Source organism: Sanguibacter hominis ATCC BAA-789 (assembly GCF_012396185.1).
In the GTDB taxonomy this organism is placed as follows: Bacteria; Actinomycetota; Actinomycetes; order Actinomycetales; family Cellulomonadaceae; genus Flavimobilis; species Flavimobilis hominis.
This window is the reverse complement of sequence record NZ_JAAXOW010000001.1, coordinates 267,996-286,366: the sequence shown is the minus strand read 5'-3', so window position 1 is coordinate 286,366 and position 18,371 is coordinate 267,996. Positions and strand designations below refer to the sequence as shown.

The 18,371-nt window shown below is 72.3% G+C and carries 22 protein-coding genes and 1 other RNA gene; 15 read left to right on the top strand and 8 right to left on the bottom strand.

From position 1 onward, the window contains the following. Positions 1-31 precede the first annotated feature (31 nt). Positions 32-478, top strand: a complete 447-nt coding sequence (gene smpB / locus HF995_RS01375) for an SsrA-binding protein SmpB (protein ID WP_245854886.1) — start codon at positions 32-34, stop codon at positions 476-478. Between the two features lie 170 nt (positions 479-648). Further along, positions 649-1,017, top strand: a transfer-messenger RNA (tmRNA) gene (ssrA, locus tag HF995_RS01370). A 103-nt stretch (positions 1,018-1,120) separates the two neighbouring features. Here the strand turns inward: ssrA and HF995_RS13690 are convergent. The 3 genes from HF995_RS13690 to HF995_RS01355 form a co-directional block, all read right to left on the bottom strand. Then, positions 1,121-1,453, bottom strand: coding sequence for a type II toxin-antitoxin system antitoxin (locus HF995_RS13690; protein ID WP_168446035.1), 333 nt, complete (start codon positions 1,451-1,453; stop codon positions 1,121-1,123). Positions 1,454-1,456: 3 nt separating this feature from the next. Then, a complete protein-coding gene (locus tag HF995_RS01360; RefSeq protein WP_168446034.1) occupies positions 1,457-2,410 on the bottom strand; it encodes an SPFH domain-containing protein in 954 nt (317 codons plus the stop codon). Between the two features lie 71 nt (positions 2,411-2,481). Beyond that, positions 2,482-2,742, bottom strand: a complete 261-nt coding sequence (locus HF995_RS01355) for a metal-sensitive transcriptional regulator (protein ID WP_168446033.1) — start codon at positions 2,740-2,742, stop codon at positions 2,482-2,484. A gap of 86 nt (positions 2,743-2,828) precedes the next feature. Here HF995_RS01355 and HF995_RS01350 point away from each other — a divergent pair, with 86 nt between their 5' ends. Together HF995_RS01350 and HF995_RS01345 are read left to right on the top strand one after the other, a co-directional pair. Next, positions 2,829-3,014, top strand: coding sequence for a DUF8730 family Cys-rich protein (locus HF995_RS01350; protein WP_168446032.1), 186 nt, complete (start codon positions 2,829-2,831; stop codon positions 3,012-3,014). Positions 3,015-3,025: 11 nt separating this feature from the next. After that, positions 3,026-4,666 (top strand): FAD-dependent oxidoreductase, encoded by a 1,641-nt coding sequence (locus tag HF995_RS01345; RefSeq protein ID WP_168446031.1) that lies wholly within the window; start codon positions 3,026-3,028, stop codon positions 4,664-4,666. 153 nt (positions 4,667-4,819) lie between these two features. Here HF995_RS01345 and HF995_RS01340 read toward each other — a convergent pair whose 3' ends face one another. Both HF995_RS01340 and HF995_RS01335 read right to left on the bottom strand, forming a co-directional pair. Then, a complete protein-coding gene (locus tag HF995_RS01340) occupies positions 4,820-6,112 on the bottom strand; it encodes an alkaline phosphatase (protein ID WP_168446030.1) in 1,293 nt (430 codons plus the stop codon). A 214-nt stretch (positions 6,113-6,326) separates the two neighbouring features. Continuing rightward, on the bottom strand, positions 6,327-6,899 hold the full coding sequence (locus HF995_RS01335) for an NADPH-dependent F420 reductase (protein WP_168446029.1): 573 nt from the start codon (positions 6,897-6,899) through the stop codon (positions 6,327-6,329). Positions 6,900-7,000: 101 nt separating this feature from the next. On the opposite strand from HF995_RS01335, the gene HF995_RS01330 reads away from it, so the two are divergent. Both HF995_RS01330 and HF995_RS01325 read left to right on the top strand, forming a co-directional pair. Then, entirely contained in the window at positions 7,001-7,513 is a 513-nt protein-coding gene (locus HF995_RS01330) for a MarR family winged helix-turn-helix transcriptional regulator (RefSeq protein WP_168446028.1), read from the top strand. Between the two features lie 117 nt (positions 7,514-7,630). Next, on the top strand, positions 7,631-8,272 hold the full coding sequence (locus HF995_RS01325; protein ID WP_168446027.1) for a CYTH domain-containing protein: 642 nt from the start codon (positions 7,631-7,633) through the stop codon (positions 8,270-8,272). A 15-nt stretch (positions 8,273-8,287) separates the two neighbouring features. Here the strand turns inward: HF995_RS01325 and HF995_RS01320 are convergent, their stop codons facing one another. After that, complete coding sequence (locus HF995_RS01320) at positions 8,288-8,710, bottom strand: RNA-binding S4 domain-containing protein (protein WP_168446026.1); 423 nt, start codon at positions 8,708-8,710, stop codon at positions 8,288-8,290. A 65-nt stretch (positions 8,711-8,775) separates the two neighbouring features. Between HF995_RS01320 and HF995_RS01315 the strand changes: the two genes are divergently transcribed. Together HF995_RS01315 and HF995_RS01310 are read left to right on the top strand one after the other, a co-directional pair. Next, positions 8,776-9,126, top strand: coding sequence for a DUF3039 domain-containing protein (locus HF995_RS01315; RefSeq protein WP_168446025.1), 351 nt, complete (start codon positions 8,776-8,778; stop codon positions 9,124-9,126). Positions 9,127-9,257: 131 nt separating this feature from the next. Further along, the gene (locus HF995_RS01310; protein ID WP_168446934.1) at positions 9,258-11,015 is read left to right on the top strand and encodes a DEAD/DEAH box helicase; all 1,758 of its coding nucleotides are present in this window, start codon (positions 9,258-9,260) and stop codon (positions 11,013-11,015) included. Positions 11,016-11,027: 12 nt separating this feature from the next. Here HF995_RS01310 and HF995_RS01305 read toward each other — a convergent pair whose 3' ends face one another. Continuing rightward, entirely contained in the window at positions 11,028-12,365 is a 1,338-nt protein-coding gene (locus HF995_RS01305) for a nicotinate phosphoribosyltransferase (RefSeq protein WP_168446024.1), read from the bottom strand. Positions 12,366-12,429: 64 nt separating this feature from the next. Between HF995_RS01305 and clpS the strand changes: the two genes are divergently transcribed. From clpS to rdgB, 6 genes are all read left to right on the top strand, one after another. Further along, on the top strand, positions 12,430-12,711 hold the full coding sequence (clpS, locus tag HF995_RS01300; RefSeq protein WP_210727129.1) for an ATP-dependent Clp protease adapter ClpS: 282 nt from the start codon (positions 12,430-12,432) through the stop codon (positions 12,709-12,711). Beyond that, positions 12,681-13,409, top strand: a complete 729-nt coding sequence (locus tag HF995_RS01295; protein ID WP_168446022.1) for a DUF2017 family protein — start codon at positions 12,681-12,683, stop codon at positions 13,407-13,409. Before clpS ends, HF995_RS01295 begins: the two co-directional genes overlap by 31 nt. A gap of 132 nt (positions 13,410-13,541) precedes the next feature. Then, the gene (locus HF995_RS01290; RefSeq protein ID WP_168446021.1) at positions 13,542-13,694 is read left to right on the top strand and encodes a hypothetical protein; all 153 of its coding nucleotides are present in this window, start codon (positions 13,542-13,544) and stop codon (positions 13,692-13,694) included. A gap of 178 nt (positions 13,695-13,872) precedes the next feature. Next, complete coding sequence (gene murI, locus HF995_RS01285) at positions 13,873-14,703, top strand: glutamate racemase (protein WP_168446020.1); 831 nt, start codon at positions 13,873-13,875, stop codon at positions 14,701-14,703. Beyond that, a complete protein-coding gene (locus HF995_RS01280) occupies positions 14,700-15,491 on the top strand; it encodes an MBL fold metallo-hydrolase (protein ID WP_168446019.1) in 792 nt (263 codons plus the stop codon). The genes murI and HF995_RS01280 overlap by 4 nt, the downstream gene beginning before the upstream one ends. A 37-nt stretch (positions 15,492-15,528) precedes the next feature. Further along, the gene (gene rdgB / locus HF995_RS01275; RefSeq protein ID WP_168446018.1) at positions 15,529-16,179 is read left to right on the top strand and encodes an RdgB/HAM1 family non-canonical purine NTP pyrophosphatase; all 651 of its coding nucleotides are present in this window, start codon (positions 15,529-15,531) and stop codon (positions 16,177-16,179) included. Positions 16,180-16,183: 4 nt separating this feature from the next. Here rdgB and HF995_RS01270 read toward each other — a convergent pair whose 3' ends face one another. Continuing rightward, positions 16,184-16,636: a DUF3054 domain-containing protein gene (locus HF995_RS01270; protein ID WP_210727049.1), complete on the bottom strand. Its 453-nt coding sequence runs from the start codon at positions 16,634-16,636 to the stop codon at positions 16,184-16,186. A 63-nt stretch (positions 16,637-16,699) separates the two neighbouring features. Between HF995_RS01270 and HF995_RS01265 the strand changes: the two genes are divergently transcribed. Continuing rightward, positions 16,700-18,364, top strand: a complete 1,665-nt coding sequence (locus HF995_RS01265; RefSeq protein ID WP_168446017.1) for an ABC-F family ATP-binding cassette domain-containing protein — start codon at positions 16,700-16,702, stop codon at positions 18,362-18,364. Positions 18,365-18,371 lie beyond the last annotated feature (7 nt).

The following is an 18,371-nucleotide window of genomic DNA, read 5'->3' as shown; positions in this document are numbered from 1 at the left end:
GCCCGACGCCGGGCGGGTGCCGGTGAAGCAGATGATCGCGCAGAACAAGAAGGCGCGTCACGACTACGTGATCGAAGACGTCTACGAGGCGGGCATCGTCCTGTCCGGCACGGAGGTCAAGGCGCTGCGCGCCGGCCGGGCGTCGCTCGTCGACGGCTATGTCGCCGTAGACCGGGGTGAGGCGTGGCTCGAGAACGCGCACATCTCCGAGTACGCCCAGGGCACGTGGACCAACCACGCGCCGCGTCGCAAGCGCAAGCTTCTGCTGCACAAGAACGAGATCGTCCGGCTCGGCAACGACGTGCAGGCCAAGGGCCACACGATCGTCCCGCTGTCGATCTACTTCCTCGACGGCCGTGCCAAGGTCGAGATCGCGCTCGCGCGCGGCAAGAAGGAGTACGACAAGCGTCAGACGCTGCGCGAGCGTCAGGACAACCTCGAGGCACAGCGCGCCATGCGTCACCGGGAGATGAGCTGACACCTTGCGCGACGGCCCGGCTCGTCCGGGCAGGTCCGACGTCGGGTGGGGCGTGTCCGGTGCCACCACAAAAAGCAGTGCGGGCCCCGACGAGGGTGCTCTAGACTGGTCTTGCTTGTCAGGCTCACCCCTCGGGGTGGCGCCCGCGGGCGTTGCTTGACAACTGCACAGGGGGTGATCGGTTTCGACGGTGGTCGTGCTTCGAGGAGAAGCGGGCCGAGGATGCAGACTTATCTCGTTAACGATGTCTGCAAACCAATAGGTGCCGATTCCAAGCGCACCGACTTCGCCCTCGCCGCCTGAGCGAGCCCCGAAGTCCGTCAGCCCGGGCTAGCTTCCGTCCCGGTTCCTGGCGTCATCTAGGAAGCCACTGCTCACGTCGCTCGTCATCGGCGGCGTGGGGACTCTCAGATGACTGGGCCTGTCAGCAGCATGTCTGCATGAGAGCTGGGGCCGAGAAAAGCCATTAGCAGACTGCGCCCGGAGAAGTCCTGGATACGCGTCACCGGACCGGGGTTCGATTCCCCGCACCTCCACCCCTGCACGACGAAGGGCCCCGCCGCTGGCGGGGCCCTTCGTCGTACCCGCCACCTTCGCGGAGCGAGGGCGTGGCGGGCTCGGGCTCGGTGAGGCGCCCCCGGCTCAGGGTGTCGTCTCGCCCGGCGGGCGACCCCGTCGGGGGAGTGGGCCCGCGCCCCGGGGGGAGCGTCCAGCGCGGTCGAGAGCGTCGCGCAGGATCACCTCGATCTGGGCGTTGACGCTGCGCAGGTCGTCGGCGGCCCAGTGCGCGACGGCGTCGTGCACGGCCGGGTCGAGGCGGAGCAGCACCTGCTTGCGCGCCGCACGAGCGGGGCGTGCCCCGCCCGCGCTGCTGCGGGTGTTCTCGTCGTGCGGGGTGCGGGGCGCGGGCTCGCCCGAGGAGGGCGGGGCACCGTCGGTGCCGCGCCCTGCCGGGGTGGTCGCGTCGTCGTGCACGTGTCAGCTGTAGAGGCTGCCGGTGTTGACGATCGGGGTCGCGCGCGAGTCGCCGCACAGGACGACGAGCAGGTTGGACACCATGGCGGCGCGGCGCTCGTCGTCGAGCGCGACGATCGAGTCGCGCTCGAGGCGTTCGAGCGCGGTCTCGACCATGCCGACCGCTCCCTCGACGATCTTCTCGCGGGCCGCGATGATCGCGCCGGCCTGCTGGCGCTGGAGCATCGCCTGGGCGATCTCGGGGGCGTAGGCGAGGTGCGAGATGCGCGCCTCGATGATCTCGACGCCGGCGAGCGCGACGCGCTCGGCGACCTCGTGGGCGAGCTCGGCGGAGACCTGGTCGGTGGATCCGCGCAGGGTGGCCTCGCCGTCGTCGGCGTTGTCGTAGGGGTGTGTCGTCGCGACGTGCCGGAGCGCGGCCTCGGACTGGACGCGGACGAAGTTGGCGTAGTCCTCGACGGCGAACGTCGCGCGGGCGGTGTCGGCGACCTGCCAGACGACGATGGCGCCGATGTTGACGGGGTTGCCGTCGGCGTCGTTGACCTTGAGCTCGCTCGTCTCGAAGTTGCGGACGCGCACGGAGACGGTCTTGCGGGAGGAGAGCAGGGGCGTCAGGACGAGTCCGGTGCGGCGGACGGTGCCGATGTAGCGGCCGAAGAACTGCACGACCTTGGTCTGGCCGGGGTTGACGATCGTGAGGGCGCTGTAGGCGAGGACCGACACGATGGACAGGATCGAGCCGGCGACGGCGAGGAGGGCCTTGAGGGCGACCGGGTCGACGAGCTCGATCCCGACGAAGGCTCCGGCCGCGAGGGCGAGGAGCAGGGTGGCGCCTCCGAGCGCGGCCCATCCGTTGCGCATGGTGACGGTGCGCTCGTCGATCTCGACGCGGACGCCGTCATGTCCGACGGGGACGGTGCTGGGGGTGCCTCCGACGGACTGGTCTGCCTCGCTCATGGTCTGCCTCTCCTCGTGCTCGTTGGTAGCAAAGTGATATCACTTTTCTAGCCTCGAGCGCCAGAGAGAGGTCAGGCGAGGGAGAGGAAGAGCTTCTCGAGGCGCTCCTGGTCCGACACCGACGGGTCGTCGGCGACGAGGCACTCGCGCATACCGCCGGCGATGAGCGCGAAGCCGGCGCGGTCGAGCGCCTTGCTGACGGCTGCGACCTGAGTGAGGACGTCCTCGCACTCCCGGCCCTCCTCGAGCATCTTGATGATCCCGGCGATCTGGCCGTGCGCGCGCTTGAGCCGGGTGGTGACGGCCTGGGTGGTCTCGGGTGGGAGCTTCATGTGGACAGCATACCCCCGGGGGTGTACCGTTGCGAGCATCAGGTACCCCAGGGGGTATCTTCCGACGAGAAAGCGAGGAGCAACACATGTGCCGACCGGTGGCATGCAAGAAGTGCGGCAAGACGACCTGGGCGGGCTGCGGCCAGCACGTCGACTCCGTCATGGCGTCCGTGCCAAAGTCCGAGCAGTGCCGTTGCGCTGACGAGCCGCAGACCTCGGTCGGCGCGCAGCAGAAGTCCGGCGGCTGGTTCTCCGGCCTCTTCGGCCGCTGACGAGGCGCGCCATGAGCAACCCGCAGGCCGTACCCCGCACGATCGTCATCGGCGGCGTCGCCGCCGGAATGTCCGCCGCCACCCGGCTGCGCAGGCTCGACGAGGACCGCGAGATCGTCGTCCTCGAGCGCGGCGAGCACGTCTCGTTCGCGAACTGCGGGCTGCCGTACCACGTCGGCGGCGTCATCGAGGACCGTGAGGCCCTCCTGCTGCAGACGCCCGCGTCGCTCGGCGCGCGCTTCCGCCTCGACGTGCGCACCGGGCACGACGTCGTCGCGATCGACCGCGGCGCCCGCACCGTGACCGCCCGGCTCCGGTCGGGCGAGGAGGTCGAGCTCGGCTACGACTCGCTCGTCATCGCGACGGGCGCCTCCCCGATCCGCCCCGCGCTCCCGGGCGCCGAGCGGGCGCACGTGCTGCGCGACGTCGCCGACGTCGACCGCATCGTCGCGGCAGTCGCCGCAGGACCGCGCACCGCCGCGATCGTCGGTGCGGGCTTCATCGGCGTCGAGCTCGCCGAGAACCTCGCGCTGCGTGGTCTCGACGTCACGGTCGTCGAGCTCGCGGACCAGGTCCTGCCGCCGCTCGACGTCGAGATGGCCGCGCTCGTGCGCGCCCGCCTCGAGGAGAACGGCGTCACGGTGCGCACCGGCGCTGCGGCGACGAGCGTCACCGAGACCGACCTCGTGCTCGACGACGGCTCGACCGTCCCGGCGGACCTGCTCGTCATGGCCGTCGGAGTCTCGCCCGAGTCACGTCTCGCCCGCGAGGCGGGGCTCGAGACGGGAGAGCGCGGCGCTGTCGTCGTCGACGAGCAGCAGCGCACGAGCGACCCTGCGATCTTCGCCGTCGGCGACGTCGCGGTGAAGCGCGACGCGATCAGTGGCGGCGACGCGTTCGTCCCGCTCGCGCAGACCGCCAACCGTCACGGCCGCCTCGTCGCGGACGCGATCACCGGCCGTCCGGTGCGGTCCCAGCCGGTCCTCGGCACGGCGATCGTCGGGGTGTTCGGACTGACCGCCGCCTCCACCGGGTGGAGCGAGCGCCGTGCCCGCGCGGCAGGTCGGGACGTCCGTGTCATCCACACGCACCCGAGCGACCACGCCGGCTACTACCCGGGGGCGCGCCCCATGGCGCTCAAGCTCGTCGTCGACGCTGCGACGGACGAGATCCTGGGTGCGCAGGGTGTCGGCGAGGCGGGCGTCGACAAGCGGATCGACGTCGTCGCGACGGCGATCCGCAGCGGGCTGCACGCGAGCGACCTCGCCGACCTCGAGCTTGCCTACGCGCCGCAGTTCGGCTCCGCGAAGGACCCGGTCAACATGCTCGGCATGATCGCGGAGAACCTCGCGTCCGGCCTGACGCGGTCGGTCCAGTGGCACGAGCTGGACGCCGTCCTCGCGGCGGGTGCGACGCTCGTCGACGTCCGGACCCCGGCCGAGCACGAGCGCGAGTCGATCCCCGGCGCGGTCAACATCCCGCTCGACGAGCTGCGCGAGCGGCACGGCGAGATCGGGGAGGGGCCTGTCGTGGTGCACTGCGCCGTCGGGCAGCGCGGTCACAGCGCCGCACTGCTGCTCGCGCAGCTCGGGCACGACGACGTCCGCAACCTCGACGGCGGCATCCGTACCTGGAGCACGGCGACGCGGTAGCGCGCACGGCTGCGCCGCAGCGCGGAGCCAGGATGCAGCACGACGCGGGCGCCCGCACCTCACCGGTGCGGGCGCCCGCGTCGTCGTGCGATGTCGCCGCCGCGGGTCGTCGCCGCGGGCGTCGTCGCGCGACGGCGGCGCCGCGCTGACGGGTCAGCGGCGTCCGCGGTCCAGCTTCATCGCCGCGAGGACGAGGTCGTGGATGTCGGTGTTGTCGCGGACGTCGCGCATGCGGGCCGCGCCCGGGCCCTCAGCGGTGGCCGGGGTCGCGGCGCCCGTGTGGCCGCCGGTCGTCCAGTCGACGTAGAACTCCTGGTCCGTCCCGTACAGGGTGATGGGCCCGTCCTCGGCCTGCTCGCCGTCGCCCGACTCGTCGTCGTCGGGGTTCTCGATGGCGAGGCCGCCGGTCTCGTGGTCGCCCGCGACGACGACGAGCGTGTTGCCCTCCTTCTTCGCGAAGTCACGTGCGAGCGCGACCGTCCGGTCGAGCGCACGGCCCGCCTCGATCATGAGCGTCGCGTTGCCGTGGTGCGCCATCTCGTCGATGCCCTCCTCCTCGATGACGAGGAAGAAGCCCTGCTTGTCCTTCTTGAGCACGTCGAGGGCCTTGGTGGCCATGGTCGGCAGCGGCACGGACGGGTCGTAGATGGCGTCGGGTCCCTCGTTGTGGTGCTCGAACATCTCCTCGTTGGCGAAGAGCCCGAGGAGCTTGCCGCCCTCGCGGACCTTGGCGGCGGCGAGGGTGTCGGCATCGGTCACGTACTCGTACCCGAGCGTCTTGGCGCGCTCGACCAGGTTGCCCTTCGTGCCCTTCGACTGCTCGCTCGGGTCGGTCGGCGGGTTGTCCGGCCACGCGCCTTCCTCGTCCGCGGGGTACCACCAGTCCTCGCCGCCGCCGAGGATGACGTCTGGCTGGGTGACCTCGAGGAACTGGCGGGCGATCTCGCTCTGGTCGCCGCGGTCCGCGACGTGCGACCCGAAGGAGGCGGGCGTCGCGTCGGTGACCTGGGAGGTGGTGACGAGCCCGGTCGCCTTGCCAGACTTCTTGGCTCGCTCGAGCAGGCTCGTGACGGGCTTGCCGTCGACGTCGACGCCGACGGCGCCGTTGTAGGAGCGGACCCCGGTCGCGAACGCGGTCGCGCCGGCCGCGGAGTCGGTGACGACGTCCTCGGGATCCGCCGGGTCTGTGTGGGCCCAGCCGTGGTACGGCATCTGGTCCATCTCGAGCTCCGCGTCGCGTCCGACGGTCGCGAGCCTGATGAGCTCGCGGTGGGCGATGCCCATGCCGTCGCCGACGATGAAGATGACGTTCTTCGCGCGGGTGTCGTCGCGGTGGTGCTTCTTGTCGTGGCCGTGCCATCCGGAGCCGGAGGCTCCGACGGTCCCGGCGAGCACGAGGGCCAGTGCGGCCCCGGCGACGCGCGATCGTGTGGGTGTGGACCTCATCGCGTTGCCCCTTTCGGCGGGCGGGTGAGCCCGTCGGTCGGGTCCGGCATCCCAGCCGTGTGCCGGCCGCCACGCTGCGGTCGACGGCTCGTGCCGGACCCTGTGACGCTAAGTCCGTGCCGGGAATGCCGCAAACGGGGCAACTCGGGCACCCGCGGTCTGTGGCTCGCGCGGGAGGAGGTGCGCGCCGCCTGGCGCACACCTCCTCGGACGGTCAGCGCGCGACGGCGAAGCCGCCGGTCCACGGGAGCTTCTCGCCGACGGCGAGGGTGAGCTGCAGGAACCCGAGGGCCTCGAGCTCGCGCGCCCGGGAGAGCGCTCCGGCGTCGAGGGCGGAGACGCCGCCCGCGGTGACGGCCCCGATCAGCGCGGCCTTGGCGTCGGTGTCGTCCCCGGCGACGAGGACCGTGGTGGGCAGGCCGCCCACGGTCTTGGCGGAGAGCGTCGCGGCGAAGGTGGTGTTGAACGCCTTGAGGACCTTGGCGCCGGGGATGCGTGCGGCGATCTGCGCGGTCGCGGAGCTGTCGGACGGGACGACGAGGGAGTCGAACGTGCTGAAGTCGAGGGGGTTCGTGATGTCGACGACGACGCGGCCGTCGAGCTGGTCGCCGTACGTCGCGAGGACGTCGTCGACGGCGGGGTAGGGGACGGCGAGGATGACGATGTCGCCCTGGACGGGGGTGTTCTCGCCGTGGCCGACGTACTGGACCGAGACGCCGCCGTCGGCGAGCACGCCGCCGATCGCGTGGGCCATGTTGCCGGTGCCGATGATGGTGATCGTGGTCATGAGGAGCTCCTTCGACGGGGGTGGTGCCGAGCGGGCGGCCCGGTTTCATCGACGCTACGCCGCATTGGTTGAAGCGTCAACCAATGCGCTATGATGAGGGTATGAACGACGACAGCACCGTGGTGGCCCCCGACGACAGCCCTTGGCTCAGCCCCGAGCAGCTGTCCGCCTGGGTGCGATTCATCGGCGTCGTCGAGCTCCTGCCGGGCGTCCTCGACTCCCAGCTCCAGCGCGACAGCGGGCTCAGCCACTTCGAGTACTACGTCCTCGCGATCCTCTCCGAGGCCCCGGACCGCACCCTGCGCATGACAGGCCTCGCAGCCCGCACCAACGCGACCCTGCCGCGCCTCTCCCACGTCGTCACCCGCCTCGAGAAGCGCGGGTTCGTCAGCCGCGCCGTCTGCGACGCGGACCGCAGGGCGATGAACGCCCGCCTCACCGACGCAGGCTGGGACGCCGTCGTCGAGGCCGCACCCGGGCACGCGCGCACGGTCCGCTCCCAGGTGTTCGAACCGCTCAGCGACGAGCAGGTCGCCCAGCTCCACACGATCAGCGACCTGATCCTCGGCCGGATCGACCCCGAGGGACGCCGCTCGCTGCCCTACGGACGCTGACGAGTCCCGAGAGAGGCCGCACAGCCCCGAGATCCCACGAATCCGGGGCCCGCGGTGCTACGTTCAGCCCGACGGCGTCCCCGCCGACGACCACCGGCCCCCACACCAGGACACCCCATGAGCGAGACCGGATACGGCGACTTCGAGTTCGAGCGGCGCTTCTTCGTCCGAGGCCTGCCTGACGCGGTGCGGGACGACCCGACGCCGACGCTCATCGTGCAGTCCTACTTCCTGGCAGTCGACGGCTACGCCATGCGACTGCGCGTCCAGGCGGACGGGATCGTGCTCGACCCGAGCGCCGACCTCGACGCGGTCGACCTCCTCGACGTGCACGCGGACCGCTTCGACTTCTGCGCGCTCACCGTCAAGGGCCCGCAGGTCGGTGGCACGCGGTACGAGGCCGAGCGCGAGATCGACGTCCACGTCGGCATCGAGATGATGCGGCGCGGGGGAGCTCGCATCGTCAAGAACCGCTACTCCGCCTGGCTCGGCGACGACGGCTGGGTCGTCGACGTCTTCGCGGGGCGCAACCGCGGCCTCGTCATCGCCGAGTGCGAGCGCGGTACTCCGGTGACGAACCTCAGCATCCCGTCGTTCTGCGTCACCGAGGTGACCGAGGACCGCCGGTTCGCGAACGAGTCCCTCGCGCACGCACCGTTCCCCGCGTGGCAGCACGAGTTCGCGCGCGAGCTCGCCGACCGCGGCCCGACCTTCTCCTCGGGGTTCGGGACGAACACCCTCGCGAGCCCGCTCGCCTGAGCAGGCCTCAAGGCGTCAGCGGGCCTCGCGACCGCGGAGCTCGTCGATCTGTCGCCGCTCCCGCTTCGTGGGACGCCCGGCGCCTCGCTCGCGCATCGGCGCGAGCGGGACCTCGGTGCGCGGGGGAGGCGGAGGTGTGAGGTCCTGGACGGCCTCGGCCGCGAGCGGCGCGCTCACCCGCTTGGTGAGGACCCGACGTACGACGAGGATGCGTTCGCCCGCGTCCGTGCGGGCGCGCACCTCGTCGCCGACCCGGACGGGCGACGACGGCTTGGCCTTCTCCCCGTTGACGCTCACGTGCCCGGCGCGGCACGCCGCGCCGGCGAGGGAGCGTGTCCGGTAGACGCGCACCGCCCACGTCCAGCTGTCCGCGCGGGCCTTCGCGCCGTCGGGCGCAGGGCTCCCGGGAGGCGGCGACGGGGCTGCGGGGGAGGTCACCCGAGCACTGTACCGACGCCCGGACGGACCGGGTGTGTCGGAGGGGGCGTCGTAGACTCGTGCTCATGAGCGAGACCCTCCCCTCCCCGAACGGACCTTCTGCCCCGTCCGGCCCCACGGGCCCCGGCGGGCCGAGCCGCGACGGCGGCGCCACGGGCCTGCTCGAGCGCGTCGAGCAGACGCAGGAGGTCGAGCCGGGGGACCACGAGCGCTTCTCGCACTACGTCCGCAAGGAGAAGATCCTCGCCTCCGCCGTCTCGGGGAACCCCGTGATCGCGCTGTGCGGCAAGGTGTGGGTCCCCGGTCGCGACCCGAACCGCTTCCCGGTGTGCCCCGTGTGCAAGGAGATCTACGAGGGCTTCCGCAAGCCCGAGGACGGCGACGGGAACGACGGCGCCGGCGACTCGGACAAGTGACGGAGGCAGCAGAGCAGCCTGACCTCTTCGCCTCCGCTCTCGAGGACCGCGTCCAGCGGGCTCGCGAACGTTCGGCGGAGCGCGCCCGGGCGACCGTCGGTGGGCCCGCGCCGCGGCAGGCTGTGCAGAGCATGCCCGTGCACGCGTCGTCGGCGGCGGCGTCTCAGCTCGCGCCCGCGTTCCCGCAGCGTGCGCCCTGGGGTACCGCGACGAAGCTGCGTGCGTGGCAGGCCGAGGCGCTCGAACGGTACCGCGCGACGCACCCGCGCGACTTCATGGCTGTCGCGACCCCGGGCGCCGGCAAGACGACGTTCGCGCTGCGGCTCGCGACCGAGCTCCTCGAGGCGGGCGTCGTGCGGCGCGTGACCGTGGTCGCACCGACCGAGCACCTCAAGCACCAGTGGGCCGACGCGGCTGCGCGCGTGGGCATCAAGATCGACCCGTCGTTCCGCAACAACCAGGGGCGGCACGGCGCCTTCTACGACGGCGTCGCGATCACGTACGCGCAGATCGCTGCCAACCCCGCGCTCCACCGCGCCCGCACGGAGGCCGACCGCACGCTGGTCATCCTCGACGAGGTGCACCACGGGGGCGACGCGCTGAGCTGGGGTGATGCGGTGCGCGAGGCGTTCGAGAGCGCCACCCGCAGGCTCATGCTGACGGGAACGCCCTTCCGCTCGGACACCGCCAAGATCCCGTTCGTGCGCTACGAGCGCGGCAACGACGGCATCCGGCGCTCGTCGGCCGACTACACGTACGGCTACGGTCAGGCGCTGCGCGACCACGTCGTGCGGCCTGTGATCTTCATGTCGTACTCCGGGAACGTCCGTTGGCGCACGAAGGCGGGCGACGAGATCAGCGCGCGCCTCGGCGAGCCGCTCACGAAGGACATGACCGGGCAGGCGTGGCGCACCGCGCTCGACCCGAACGGCGAGTGGATCCCGTCGGTCATCGCGGCTGCGGACAAGCGCCTCACCGAGGTGCGGCGCTCCGTCCCCGACGCGGGCGCGATGATCATCGCGACCGACCAGACGGACGCGCGCGCGTACGCGGGCCACATCGCCCGGCTGACGGGCGAGTCGCCGACGGTCGTCCTCTCGGACGACGCAGGTGCAGGGCAGCGCATCGAGGAGTTCTCGTCGTCGGACTCGCGCTGGCTCGTCGCCGTCCGCATGGTCTCCGAGGGTGTTGACGTCCCGCGTCTCGCGGTCGGCGTGTACGCGACGTCGGCGTCGACGCCGCTGTTCTTCGCGCAGGCCGTCGGTCGCTTCGTGCGCGCACGGCGTCGCGGCGAGACCGCGTCGGTCTTCCTCCCGAGCGTCCCGCAGCTCCTCGAGCTCGCGCACGCGATGGAGGTCGAGCGTGACCACGCGCTCGACCGGCCGGAGAAGCCCGGGGAGACCGACGGGCAGCTCGAGGACTCGCTCATCGCTGCGGCCAACCGTGAGGACAAGGCCGCCGGCGACCTGCTCGGTTCGTTCGAGGCGCTCGAGGCGCAGGCGTCGTTCGACAAGGTCCTGTTCGACGGCGGCGAGTTCGGCCTGGGTGCCGACGTCGGCTCGGACGAGGAGCTCGACTTCCTCGGCCTGCCCGGGCTTCTCGACGCGGACCAGGTGACGACGCTGCTGCGGCAGCGTCAGGCCGGGCAGATGAGCCGTGGCAGCGCGGACGCGGTCCGCGAGGAGATGGACCACCGCAAGGCAGCCGAGCTGCGACGCGAGCTCAACCAGCTCGTCGCGGGCTGGGCCCGCCGGTCGGGCCAGCCGCACGGAACCGTGCACGTCGAGCTGCGTCGGCAGTGCGGGGGGCCCGAGGTGCCGCTCGCGACCGTCGAGCAGCTCGAGGCGCGCGTCGCTCTCGTGCGGCGCTGGTTCATCGGCAAGCGCTGACGACCGCCCAGGTCAGCCGAGGTCGACGACCTTCGCCGAGAGCGCCGGGTCACCGACCGAGAGTCGCAACGCGTCGAGCGGGAGCTCGGCGCGCACGCGCGCGTGGTGCTCTGCGGCCCGGCGTACGCCCTGCGCCCCGGTCAGGTCAGTGTTGATCTCGCCGTCGACCACGAGGTCGACGTGGAGCGGTCGCGTCCGCCCGGTCGGGGTCCACGCGGCGACCGCCTCGGGCGTCCCGACCGCGACGATCTCGCCTGTCGCGCGCCCGCGTCCGTCGAGCGTCCGGGCGGCGTTCTTCGCCCCGCCGACGCTCGCCTTGGACGCAGACGCCTTCGCGACCCGCTCGAGCCGACCTGCCGCGTCCTCGCGGGCGACGACCTTGTAGACCATCGAGCAGGTGGGGTGGCCGGAGCCGGTGACGAGCTGCGTGCCCACCCCGTACGAGTCGACCGGCGCGGACGCGAGGGCCGCGATCGCATGCTCGTCGAGGTCGCTCGTGACGGTGATCCGCGTGCCGGTCGCACCGAGGGCGTCGAGCTGCTGGCGCACCTCGACGGCCTGCGCGCCCAGGTCGCCCGAGTCGAGCCGTACCGCGCCGAGCCCCGTCCCCGCGACCTTGATCGCGCGCTCGACGCCTTGCGTGACGTCGTACGTGTCGACGAGCAGCGTCGTGCCTGTGCCGAGCGAGGCGACCTGGGCGGCGAAGGCCTGCTCCTCGTCGTCGTGCAGGAGCGTGAACGCGTGCGCGGCCGTGCCGATCGCGGCGAGCCCGTACCGGCGTGCCGCCTCGAGGTGCGACGTCCCGACGAAGCCCGCGACGACGGCGGCGCGCGCCGCCCCGACCGCGGCCTCCTCGTGGGTGCGGCGGGCGCCCATCTCGAGGCAGGGCCGGTCGCCGGCGGCGGCGGTCATGCGCGAGGCGGCGGCAGCGACGGCCGAGTCGTGGTTGAGGATCGACAGCGCGAGCGTCTCGAGCACGACGCCCTCGGCGAACGGCGCGTCGACGACCATGAGCGGCGACCCGGGGAAGTAGATCTCGCCCTCCGCGTAGCCGCGGATGGTCCCCGAGAAGCGGAAGTCCGCGAGGTACTGCGCCGTCGGCTCGTCGACGACGCCGTCGGCGAGCAGCCACTCGATCTCGGTGGTGCCGAAACGGAAGCGCTCGAGCGCCTCGAGGAACCGGCCGGTACCCGCGACGACCCCGTAGCGACGGCCTGCGGGCAGCCGCCGGGTGAAGACCTCGAACACGCACCTGCGGTGGGCGGTTCCTGCTGCGAGCGCCGCCTGGAGCATCGTGAGCTCGTACTTGTCCGTGAGCAGCGCGGAGCTGTGCGTGGGGTGACCGGTCATCCTCAGACCGTATTGCACGCTGTCCTAGGCTGGCACCGTGGCAGGACGTGAGGACGGGACACAGCTGGACGCCGAGGAGCGCGGCGCGACGGCGACGCTCGCGCGCCCCGACGACCCGTGGGTCACGATCGTGTGGAACGACCCGGTCAACCTCATGAGCTACGTCGCGTACGTCTTCGAGTCGTACTTCGGCTACACGCAGGCCAAGGCCGAGCAGCTCATGCTCGAGGTGCACCACGAGGGGCGCTCGGCCGTCTCGACGGGCAGCCGGGAGCAGATGGAGAGGGACGTGCAGGCGATGCACGAGCGCGGCCTGTGGGCGACGTTCGAGAGGTCGCCGCGCTGATGCAGGTCTTCCGTGTCGACGACGTGCGCCCTGAGCGGTACGTGGCGCGGCTGACCCGTGACGAGCGCTACGTCCTGGCGCAGGTCGCGGAGCAGGTCATCGAGCTGCTCGAGTCTGAGGTCGTGGGGCTCGACGTCGACGAGGGTGACGCCGACGTGGACGTCCCGGAGGGGTGGCCGCTCGCGGGCGTGACGGCCGAGGTGCCGGACGCGCCGTCGGACTCGGCGATCGCGCGTCTGCTGCCGGACGCCGCGCCGACCGAGCCCGAGGTGTCTGCCGAGTTCCGGCGGCTCACCCAGCAGGACGTCGCCCGACACAAGGTCGCGCGGCTCGTCGACCTCATCGGGCGTCTCGTGCGTGCGGAGGAGTCGACCGGCGCGGCCTCGGCGACGGCGTTCTTCAGCGAGGACGACCTGGGGCTCGGGGCGCGTGACGTCGTCGTCGGCCGGGACGAGGCTGCCGACGTCGCGGGGGCGCTCACGGACCTGCGCCTCGTGCTCGCGGACCGCCTCGAGATCGTGGACGAGGAGTCGGCGGAGCGTCTCGACGACGCGGTGGCGGCGGCGTGGGAGGGGCGGCCCCGTGCGGAGCACGGGCTCGACGAGCGGGTCCGGCTGCTCGGGTCGGTCTATGTGCTCACGGGCTTCCTGCAGGATTCCCTCGTCGAGCTGATGCTCGCAGACCTCAGAAGTCGATGATCCGCAACTTGAAACACTGTGATGGGTGTTACCACCCTGGTGTTATTGGTTCAGCGTGCGGCCAGCGATGACCCCCTGCATGGTTGAGGAGAAAGGCGGCCTGCCCGGGCCGCCCAACGAGAGGAGATTCTCATGCCTAGCTGGCTTCTGATTCTGATCGTCGGTGTCATTCTCATGATCGTCGGTTTCTCCGGGGTGGGCTCGCTCCTCGTCTGGATCGGCGTCGCCGTCCTCGTCGTCAGCCTGATCCTGGGTCTCGTCGGCCGCGGACGTAGCAGGGCTTAAGCGGCAACGCTCCAACCCCTTCGTCGCGGGGCGGTCCTGGCCATCTGGCCGGGGCCGCCCCGCGGCGTTTCCTGCACCGGCGCGATCTGCGACCGGGACGCGCCTCCCCGGTGTGAGGTGCGGCTCAACGTGACGGCAGGCACCGCGTCCGTCAGGACCGTTCGCTAGGCTCGGAGCCGTGAACGACGCGCCCATCGGCATCTTCGACTCCGGCGTGGGAGGTCTGACGGTGGCGCGGTCCATCCTCGACCAGCTCCCGCAGGAGTCGATCCATTACATCGGGGACACTGCTAACAGCCCCTACGGCCCCAAGCCGATCGCTGCGGTGCGCGCGATGGCTCTCGAGATCATGGACCGCCTCGTCGACGAGGGCGTCAAGATGCTCGTCATCGCCTGCAACTCCGCCTCGGCTGCCGTCCTGCGTGACGCGCGCGAGCGCTACACCGTCCGCCACGGGGTCCCCGTCGTCGAGGTGATCCTCCCCGCCGCGCGCCGCGCGATGGCCGCGACCCGCTCCGGCCGTGTCGGCGTGATCGGCACGCGCGCCACGATCGACTCCCGCGCCTACGACGACGCGTTCGCGATCGCACAGGACGTCCGCCTCGTGTCGCAGGCCTGCCCTGACTTCGTGTCGCTCGTCGAGTCGGGGACGACGTCGGGCCCTGAGGCGATCGAGGTCGCGAAGCGCTACCTCGAGCCTGTGCGCGACGCGGGCGTCGACACGCTCGTCCTCGGCTGCACGCACTACCCGCTCCTGACCGGCCCGATCTCCTACGTCATGGGGGAGGGCGTCACGCTCGTCTCGAGCGCTGAGGAGACCGCGAAGGACGTCTACCGCACCCTCGTCGCCCACGACCTCGCGCGCAGCCCCGAGGCCGGCCCGCCGCAGCACCGGTTCGTCGCGACCGGCGACCCGACGTCGTTCCACACGCTCGCGCGACGCTTCCTCGGGCCCGAGGTCACCGCGGTCGAGGGCGAGAGCCACGATGACCTGGTGAGGCACTCGTGAGGCTCACCGTCGTCGGGTGCTCCGGGTCGATGGCCGGCCCGCAGTCGCCCGCCTCGAGCTACCTCGTCGCGGCCGACGACGCGGACGGCCGCACGTGGACGGTCCTGCTCGACCTCGGCAGCGGCGCCTTCGGTCCGCTGCAGTCGCACGTCGAGCCGAGCTCGCTCGACGCGGTCGCGATCACGCACCTGCACCCTGACCACTACATCGACCTGTGCGGCCTGTACGTCTACCTGCGCTACCACCCGGAGCACGGTCAGGACGCGCGCGGCGAGTGCCGCCGGATGCCGGTCCGCGGCCCGGCTGCGACCGACGAGCGGGTCGGTGTGGCCTTCGGTCTCGGTGCGGCCGAGCGGTTGTGCTGCTTCGACCTCGGCACGTGGGACCAGCCGTGGCAGGTCGGCCCCCTGACGATCGAGCCGTACGCCGTCGACCATCCTGTCGAGGCGTACGCGCTGCGCATCACCGGGCCGAGCGAGTCGGGGGACGGCGACGTCACGATCACGTACTCGGGCGACACGGACGTGTGCGACAACATCGTGGACGCCGCCCGTGACGCCGACCTGTTCCTCGTCGAGGCGGCCTTCCAGGAGGACCGCGACGAGGCACGCGGCATCCACCTGACCGGACGGCGAGCAGGTGAGGTCGCGACGGCGTCCGGTGCCCGCCGCATCGTGCTCACGCACCTGCAGCCGTGGACAGCCCCGGACGTGATCCTCGACGAGGCCCGCTCCACGTACGCTGGCCCGGCCGAGCTCGCCCATCCGGGCGAGACGTACGCCGTCTGAATCGCCAGACCACCACCCGCGAACCGCTGGAGACGACATGACCGTGCCTGCCCAGACCGTCCCTGCGAGGCTCGTCCTCGCGTCGCACAACGCGCACAAGCTCGGTGAGCTCCGCGCGATCCTCGTGCCAGCGGACGGTTCGGGTGTCTCTGGCCTCGACCCTGCGTCGGTCGTCTCGGCGACGGACTTCGGCGTCACCGAGCCCGTCGAGGACGGCCTCACGTTCGCCGCGAACGCGCTCATCAAGGCGCGTGCCCTCGCGAAGGCGACCGGCTTGCCGGCCGTCGCGGACGACTCGGGCCTCGCCGTGGACGTCCTGGGCGGTGCGCCCGGCATCTTCTCGGCGCGCTGGGCCGGGAAGCACGGCGACGACGCCGCGAACCTCGACCTGCTGCTCGCCCAGCTCTCGGACATCGCCCCCGAGCACCGGGGCGCGCAGTTCGTGTGCGCGGCCGCGCTCGTGACGCCCGACGGCGTCGAGCACGTCGAGGAGGGGTACCTGCGGGGGACGCTGCTCACCGCGCGGCGCGGCACGGGCGGCTTCGGCTACGACCCGATCCTCCTGCCCGCGGGCAGCGAGCGGACCACCGCCGAGCTGACGCCGGACGAGAAGAACGCGATCTCCCACCGAGGCCGCGCGTTCCGCGCGCTCGCCCCGCACATCGCCGCGGCGCTCACGAGCGCCTGAGCAGTCAGCTCTCCGAGAGTCCGGGGAGGAGCGACCGGCTGCCCAGGAGGCGGGCGAGCAGCCGCCAGCCGACGAGGAACAGGCCGAGGAAGCACAGCGCGACGATCACGAACGCGGTCGCCGTCCCGCCGCCCGTCGCAGCACGGAGCAGCATGCCGCCGCCCCAGGTGACGAGCCACAGGCCCGCGCCTGTCGGCCACGCCGCCCGAGGCGCGCGGTGCGCGCGCAGGACGAGCCAGCCGACGAGCAGCGCGGCGAGGAACGGCCATGCCGTCCCCGCGAGCCCGGCGAGCCCGAGCGCCTCGTCGTGGCTCGCCCGACCGATCGCGGCGAACGTGAGCACGGCGAGGGCGTCCGTGACGGCCGCCATGACGACCACGTTGCGAGGCGTGCGGGCGGGCGGCAGCGGCGTGCCGAGCAGGTCGTGCGGGTTGTCGTGCTCGATGCGGTCGGTCATGAGCCCACGGTAGCGGCCGTAGGCTGGGATGCTGCAGCCGCCCGTAGCGACCCCAGGAGACCGATGCCCACCGTGCACCTCGTCGCCGACGACGTCGCTTACGGATATCCGGGGCGCCAGGTCCTCGAGCACGTCACCGCGCACGTCTCAGCGGGGCAGCGCCTCGCCGTCGTGGGCGAGAACGGCAGCGGCAAGACGACGCTGCTGCGCGTCCTCGCAGGCGAGCTCGCGCCGTCGGCGGGCGAGGTGCGCTGCGAGGGCAGCATCGCCGTCGTGCCGCAGGAGATGGAGCACGAGCCTGGTCGCACGGTCGGCGACGAGATCGACGAGGCGCTCGTGCACGTCCGCGAGCTCGCGGCGGAGCTCGACGCGGCGACGCGAGACTTCGACCACGAGCGCGGCGACCTCGCTGCCCTGACCGAGCTGCTCGCGCGTGCCGAGCACGTCGCCGCGTGGGACGCCGGGCGCCGCGTCGAGGAGGCGCTCTCCCGGTTGGGGGCGTGCACGGACCGCGCGCGTGAGCTCGCGCACCTGTCGGTCGGGGAGCGGCACCGGGTGCGCCTCGCGTGCAGGCTCGCGCAGCGCGCGGACGTCCTCCTGCTCGACGAACCGACGAACCACCTCGACGACTCGGGCATCGAGTACCTGACGGCGCAGCTCCTCGAGTCGCGGGCGGCGGTCGTGATCGTGACGCACGACCGCATGCTGCTCGACGACGTCGCGACCGGGATCCTCGACCTCGACCCGGCGATGGACGGCCGACCGGTCCTCTACGGGCAGCCGGGCTACCTGTCGTTCCGGTTCGCGAAGAACCAGGCGCTGCACCGCTGGCGGCAGCGCTTCCGCGCGGAGACGAAGCGGCGCGAGGTGCTCGCGCAGCGCCTCGACGCGTCCTACGAGGGGCTGTCGGACGAGTGGCGTCCGCCGAAGGGCTCGAACAAGAACCGCCGCGGCACGCGCGCGCGGATTCACGTCAAGGCAGCCGACCGGCTGGTCGAGCGGCTCGAGGCGCAGGCGGTCGAGGTCCCGGTGCCGCCCGCGGAGCTGCACTTCCCGGACCTCCCCGCGATGGCCGAGGACTGGTCGCGTGCCGCCGCCCTCGAGGTGCTCGCGGTGCGCAGCCCGCGCGTTCCGGGGCGGCTGGACCTGCCGGGGACGCGGATCGCGGTGCCGGCGTCGGGCAGGCTGCTCATCACGGGCGGCAACGGGACGGGCAAGTCGTCGTTGCTCGCAGTCCTGGCGGGGACCCTGGCGAGCGACCGCGGCGAGCGGGTCGTGCGGCCCGGGGCGCGGCTGGGCGTCGTCGGGCAGGAGGGGATGGGCGTGCAGGCGGGCGTCGACCTGTCGGGCCTCGCGGCGTCGGTGGCCGACGGCGCGACGGGCTTCGACCTGTGCGCGCGCCTCGCGCTGCGGCTGCTCGAGGCCGGGGCGCTCGACCCCGAGCTGGTCGTTCCCGTCGCGTTCCTGGGACTGCTGCCCGAGGAGGACCTCGACCGTCCGGTCGTCGACCTGTCGGTGGGGCAGCGGCGTCGCCTCGACCTCGCGTGCGCGCTGCTCGCGGCGCCGCACGTGCTGCTGCTCGACGAGCCGACCAACCACCTGTCGATCGACCTCGTCGACGAGCTCACGCTCGCGCTGCGCCGCACGCCTGCGGCCGTCGTCGTCGCGACGCACGACCGGCGCATGCGCGAGGACCTCGCGGACTGGCCGACGCTCAACCTGGGCTGAGCGCGGG

Bases quoted from the DNA above. Each gene is read 5' to 3' on its own strand.
- HF995_RS01270 (WP_210727049.1), bottom strand. From the start codon at position 16,636: ATGACCGACCGCATCGAGCACGACAACCCGCACGACCTGCTCGGCACG.
- HF995_RS01305 (WP_168446024.1), bottom strand. From the start codon at position 12,365: ATGACCGGTCACCCCACGCACAGCTCCGCGCTGCTCACGGACAAGTAC.
- HF995_RS01310 (WP_168446934.1), top strand. From the start codon at position 9,258: ATGCCCGTGCACGCGTCGTCGGCGGCGGCGTCTCAGCTCGCGCCCGCG.
- HF995_RS01350 (WP_168446032.1), top strand. From the start codon at position 2,829: ATGTGCCGACCGGTGGCATGCAAGAAGTGCGGCAAGACGACCTGGGCG.
- HF995_RS01360 (WP_168446034.1), bottom strand. From the start codon at position 2,410: ATGAGCGAGGCAGACCAGTCCGTCGGAGGCACCCCCAGCACCGTCCCC.
- HF995_RS01325 (WP_168446027.1), top strand. From the start codon at position 7,631: ATGAGCGAGACCGGATACGGCGACTTCGAGTTCGAGCGGCGCTTCTTC.
- HF995_RS01335 (WP_168446029.1), bottom strand. From the start codon at position 6,899: ATGACCACGATCACCATCATCGGCACCGGCAACATGGCCCACGCGATC.
- rdgB (WP_168446018.1), top strand. From the start codon at position 15,529: ATGACCGTGCCTGCCCAGACCGTCCCTGCGAGGCTCGTCCTCGCGTCG.
- HF995_RS01345 (WP_168446031.1), top strand. From the start codon at position 3,026: ATGAGCAACCCGCAGGCCGTACCCCGCACGATCGTCATCGGCGGCGTC.
- HF995_RS01355 (WP_168446033.1), bottom strand. From the start codon at position 2,742: ATGAAGCTCCCACCCGAGACCACCCAGGCCGTCACCACCCGGCTCAAG.
- smpB (WP_245854886.1), top strand. From the start codon at position 32: ATGATCGCGCAGAACAAGAAGGCGCGTCACGACTACGTGATCGAAGAC.
- HF995_RS01340 (WP_168446030.1), bottom strand. From the start codon at position 6,112: ATGAGGTCCACACCCACACGATCGCGCGTCGCCGGGGCCGCACTGGCC.
- HF995_RS01290 (WP_168446021.1), top strand. From the start codon at position 13,542: ATGCCTAGCTGGCTTCTGATTCTGATCGTCGGTGTCATTCTCATGATC.
- HF995_RS01330 (WP_168446028.1), top strand. From the start codon at position 7,001: ATGAACGACGACAGCACCGTGGTGGCCCCCGACGACAGCCCTTGGCTC.
- HF995_RS01265 (WP_168446017.1), top strand. From the start codon at position 16,700: ATGCCCACCGTGCACCTCGTCGCCGACGACGTCGCTTACGGATATCCG.
- HF995_RS01315 (WP_168446025.1), top strand. From the start codon at position 8,776: ATGAGCGAGACCCTCCCCTCCCCGAACGGACCTTCTGCCCCGTCCGGC.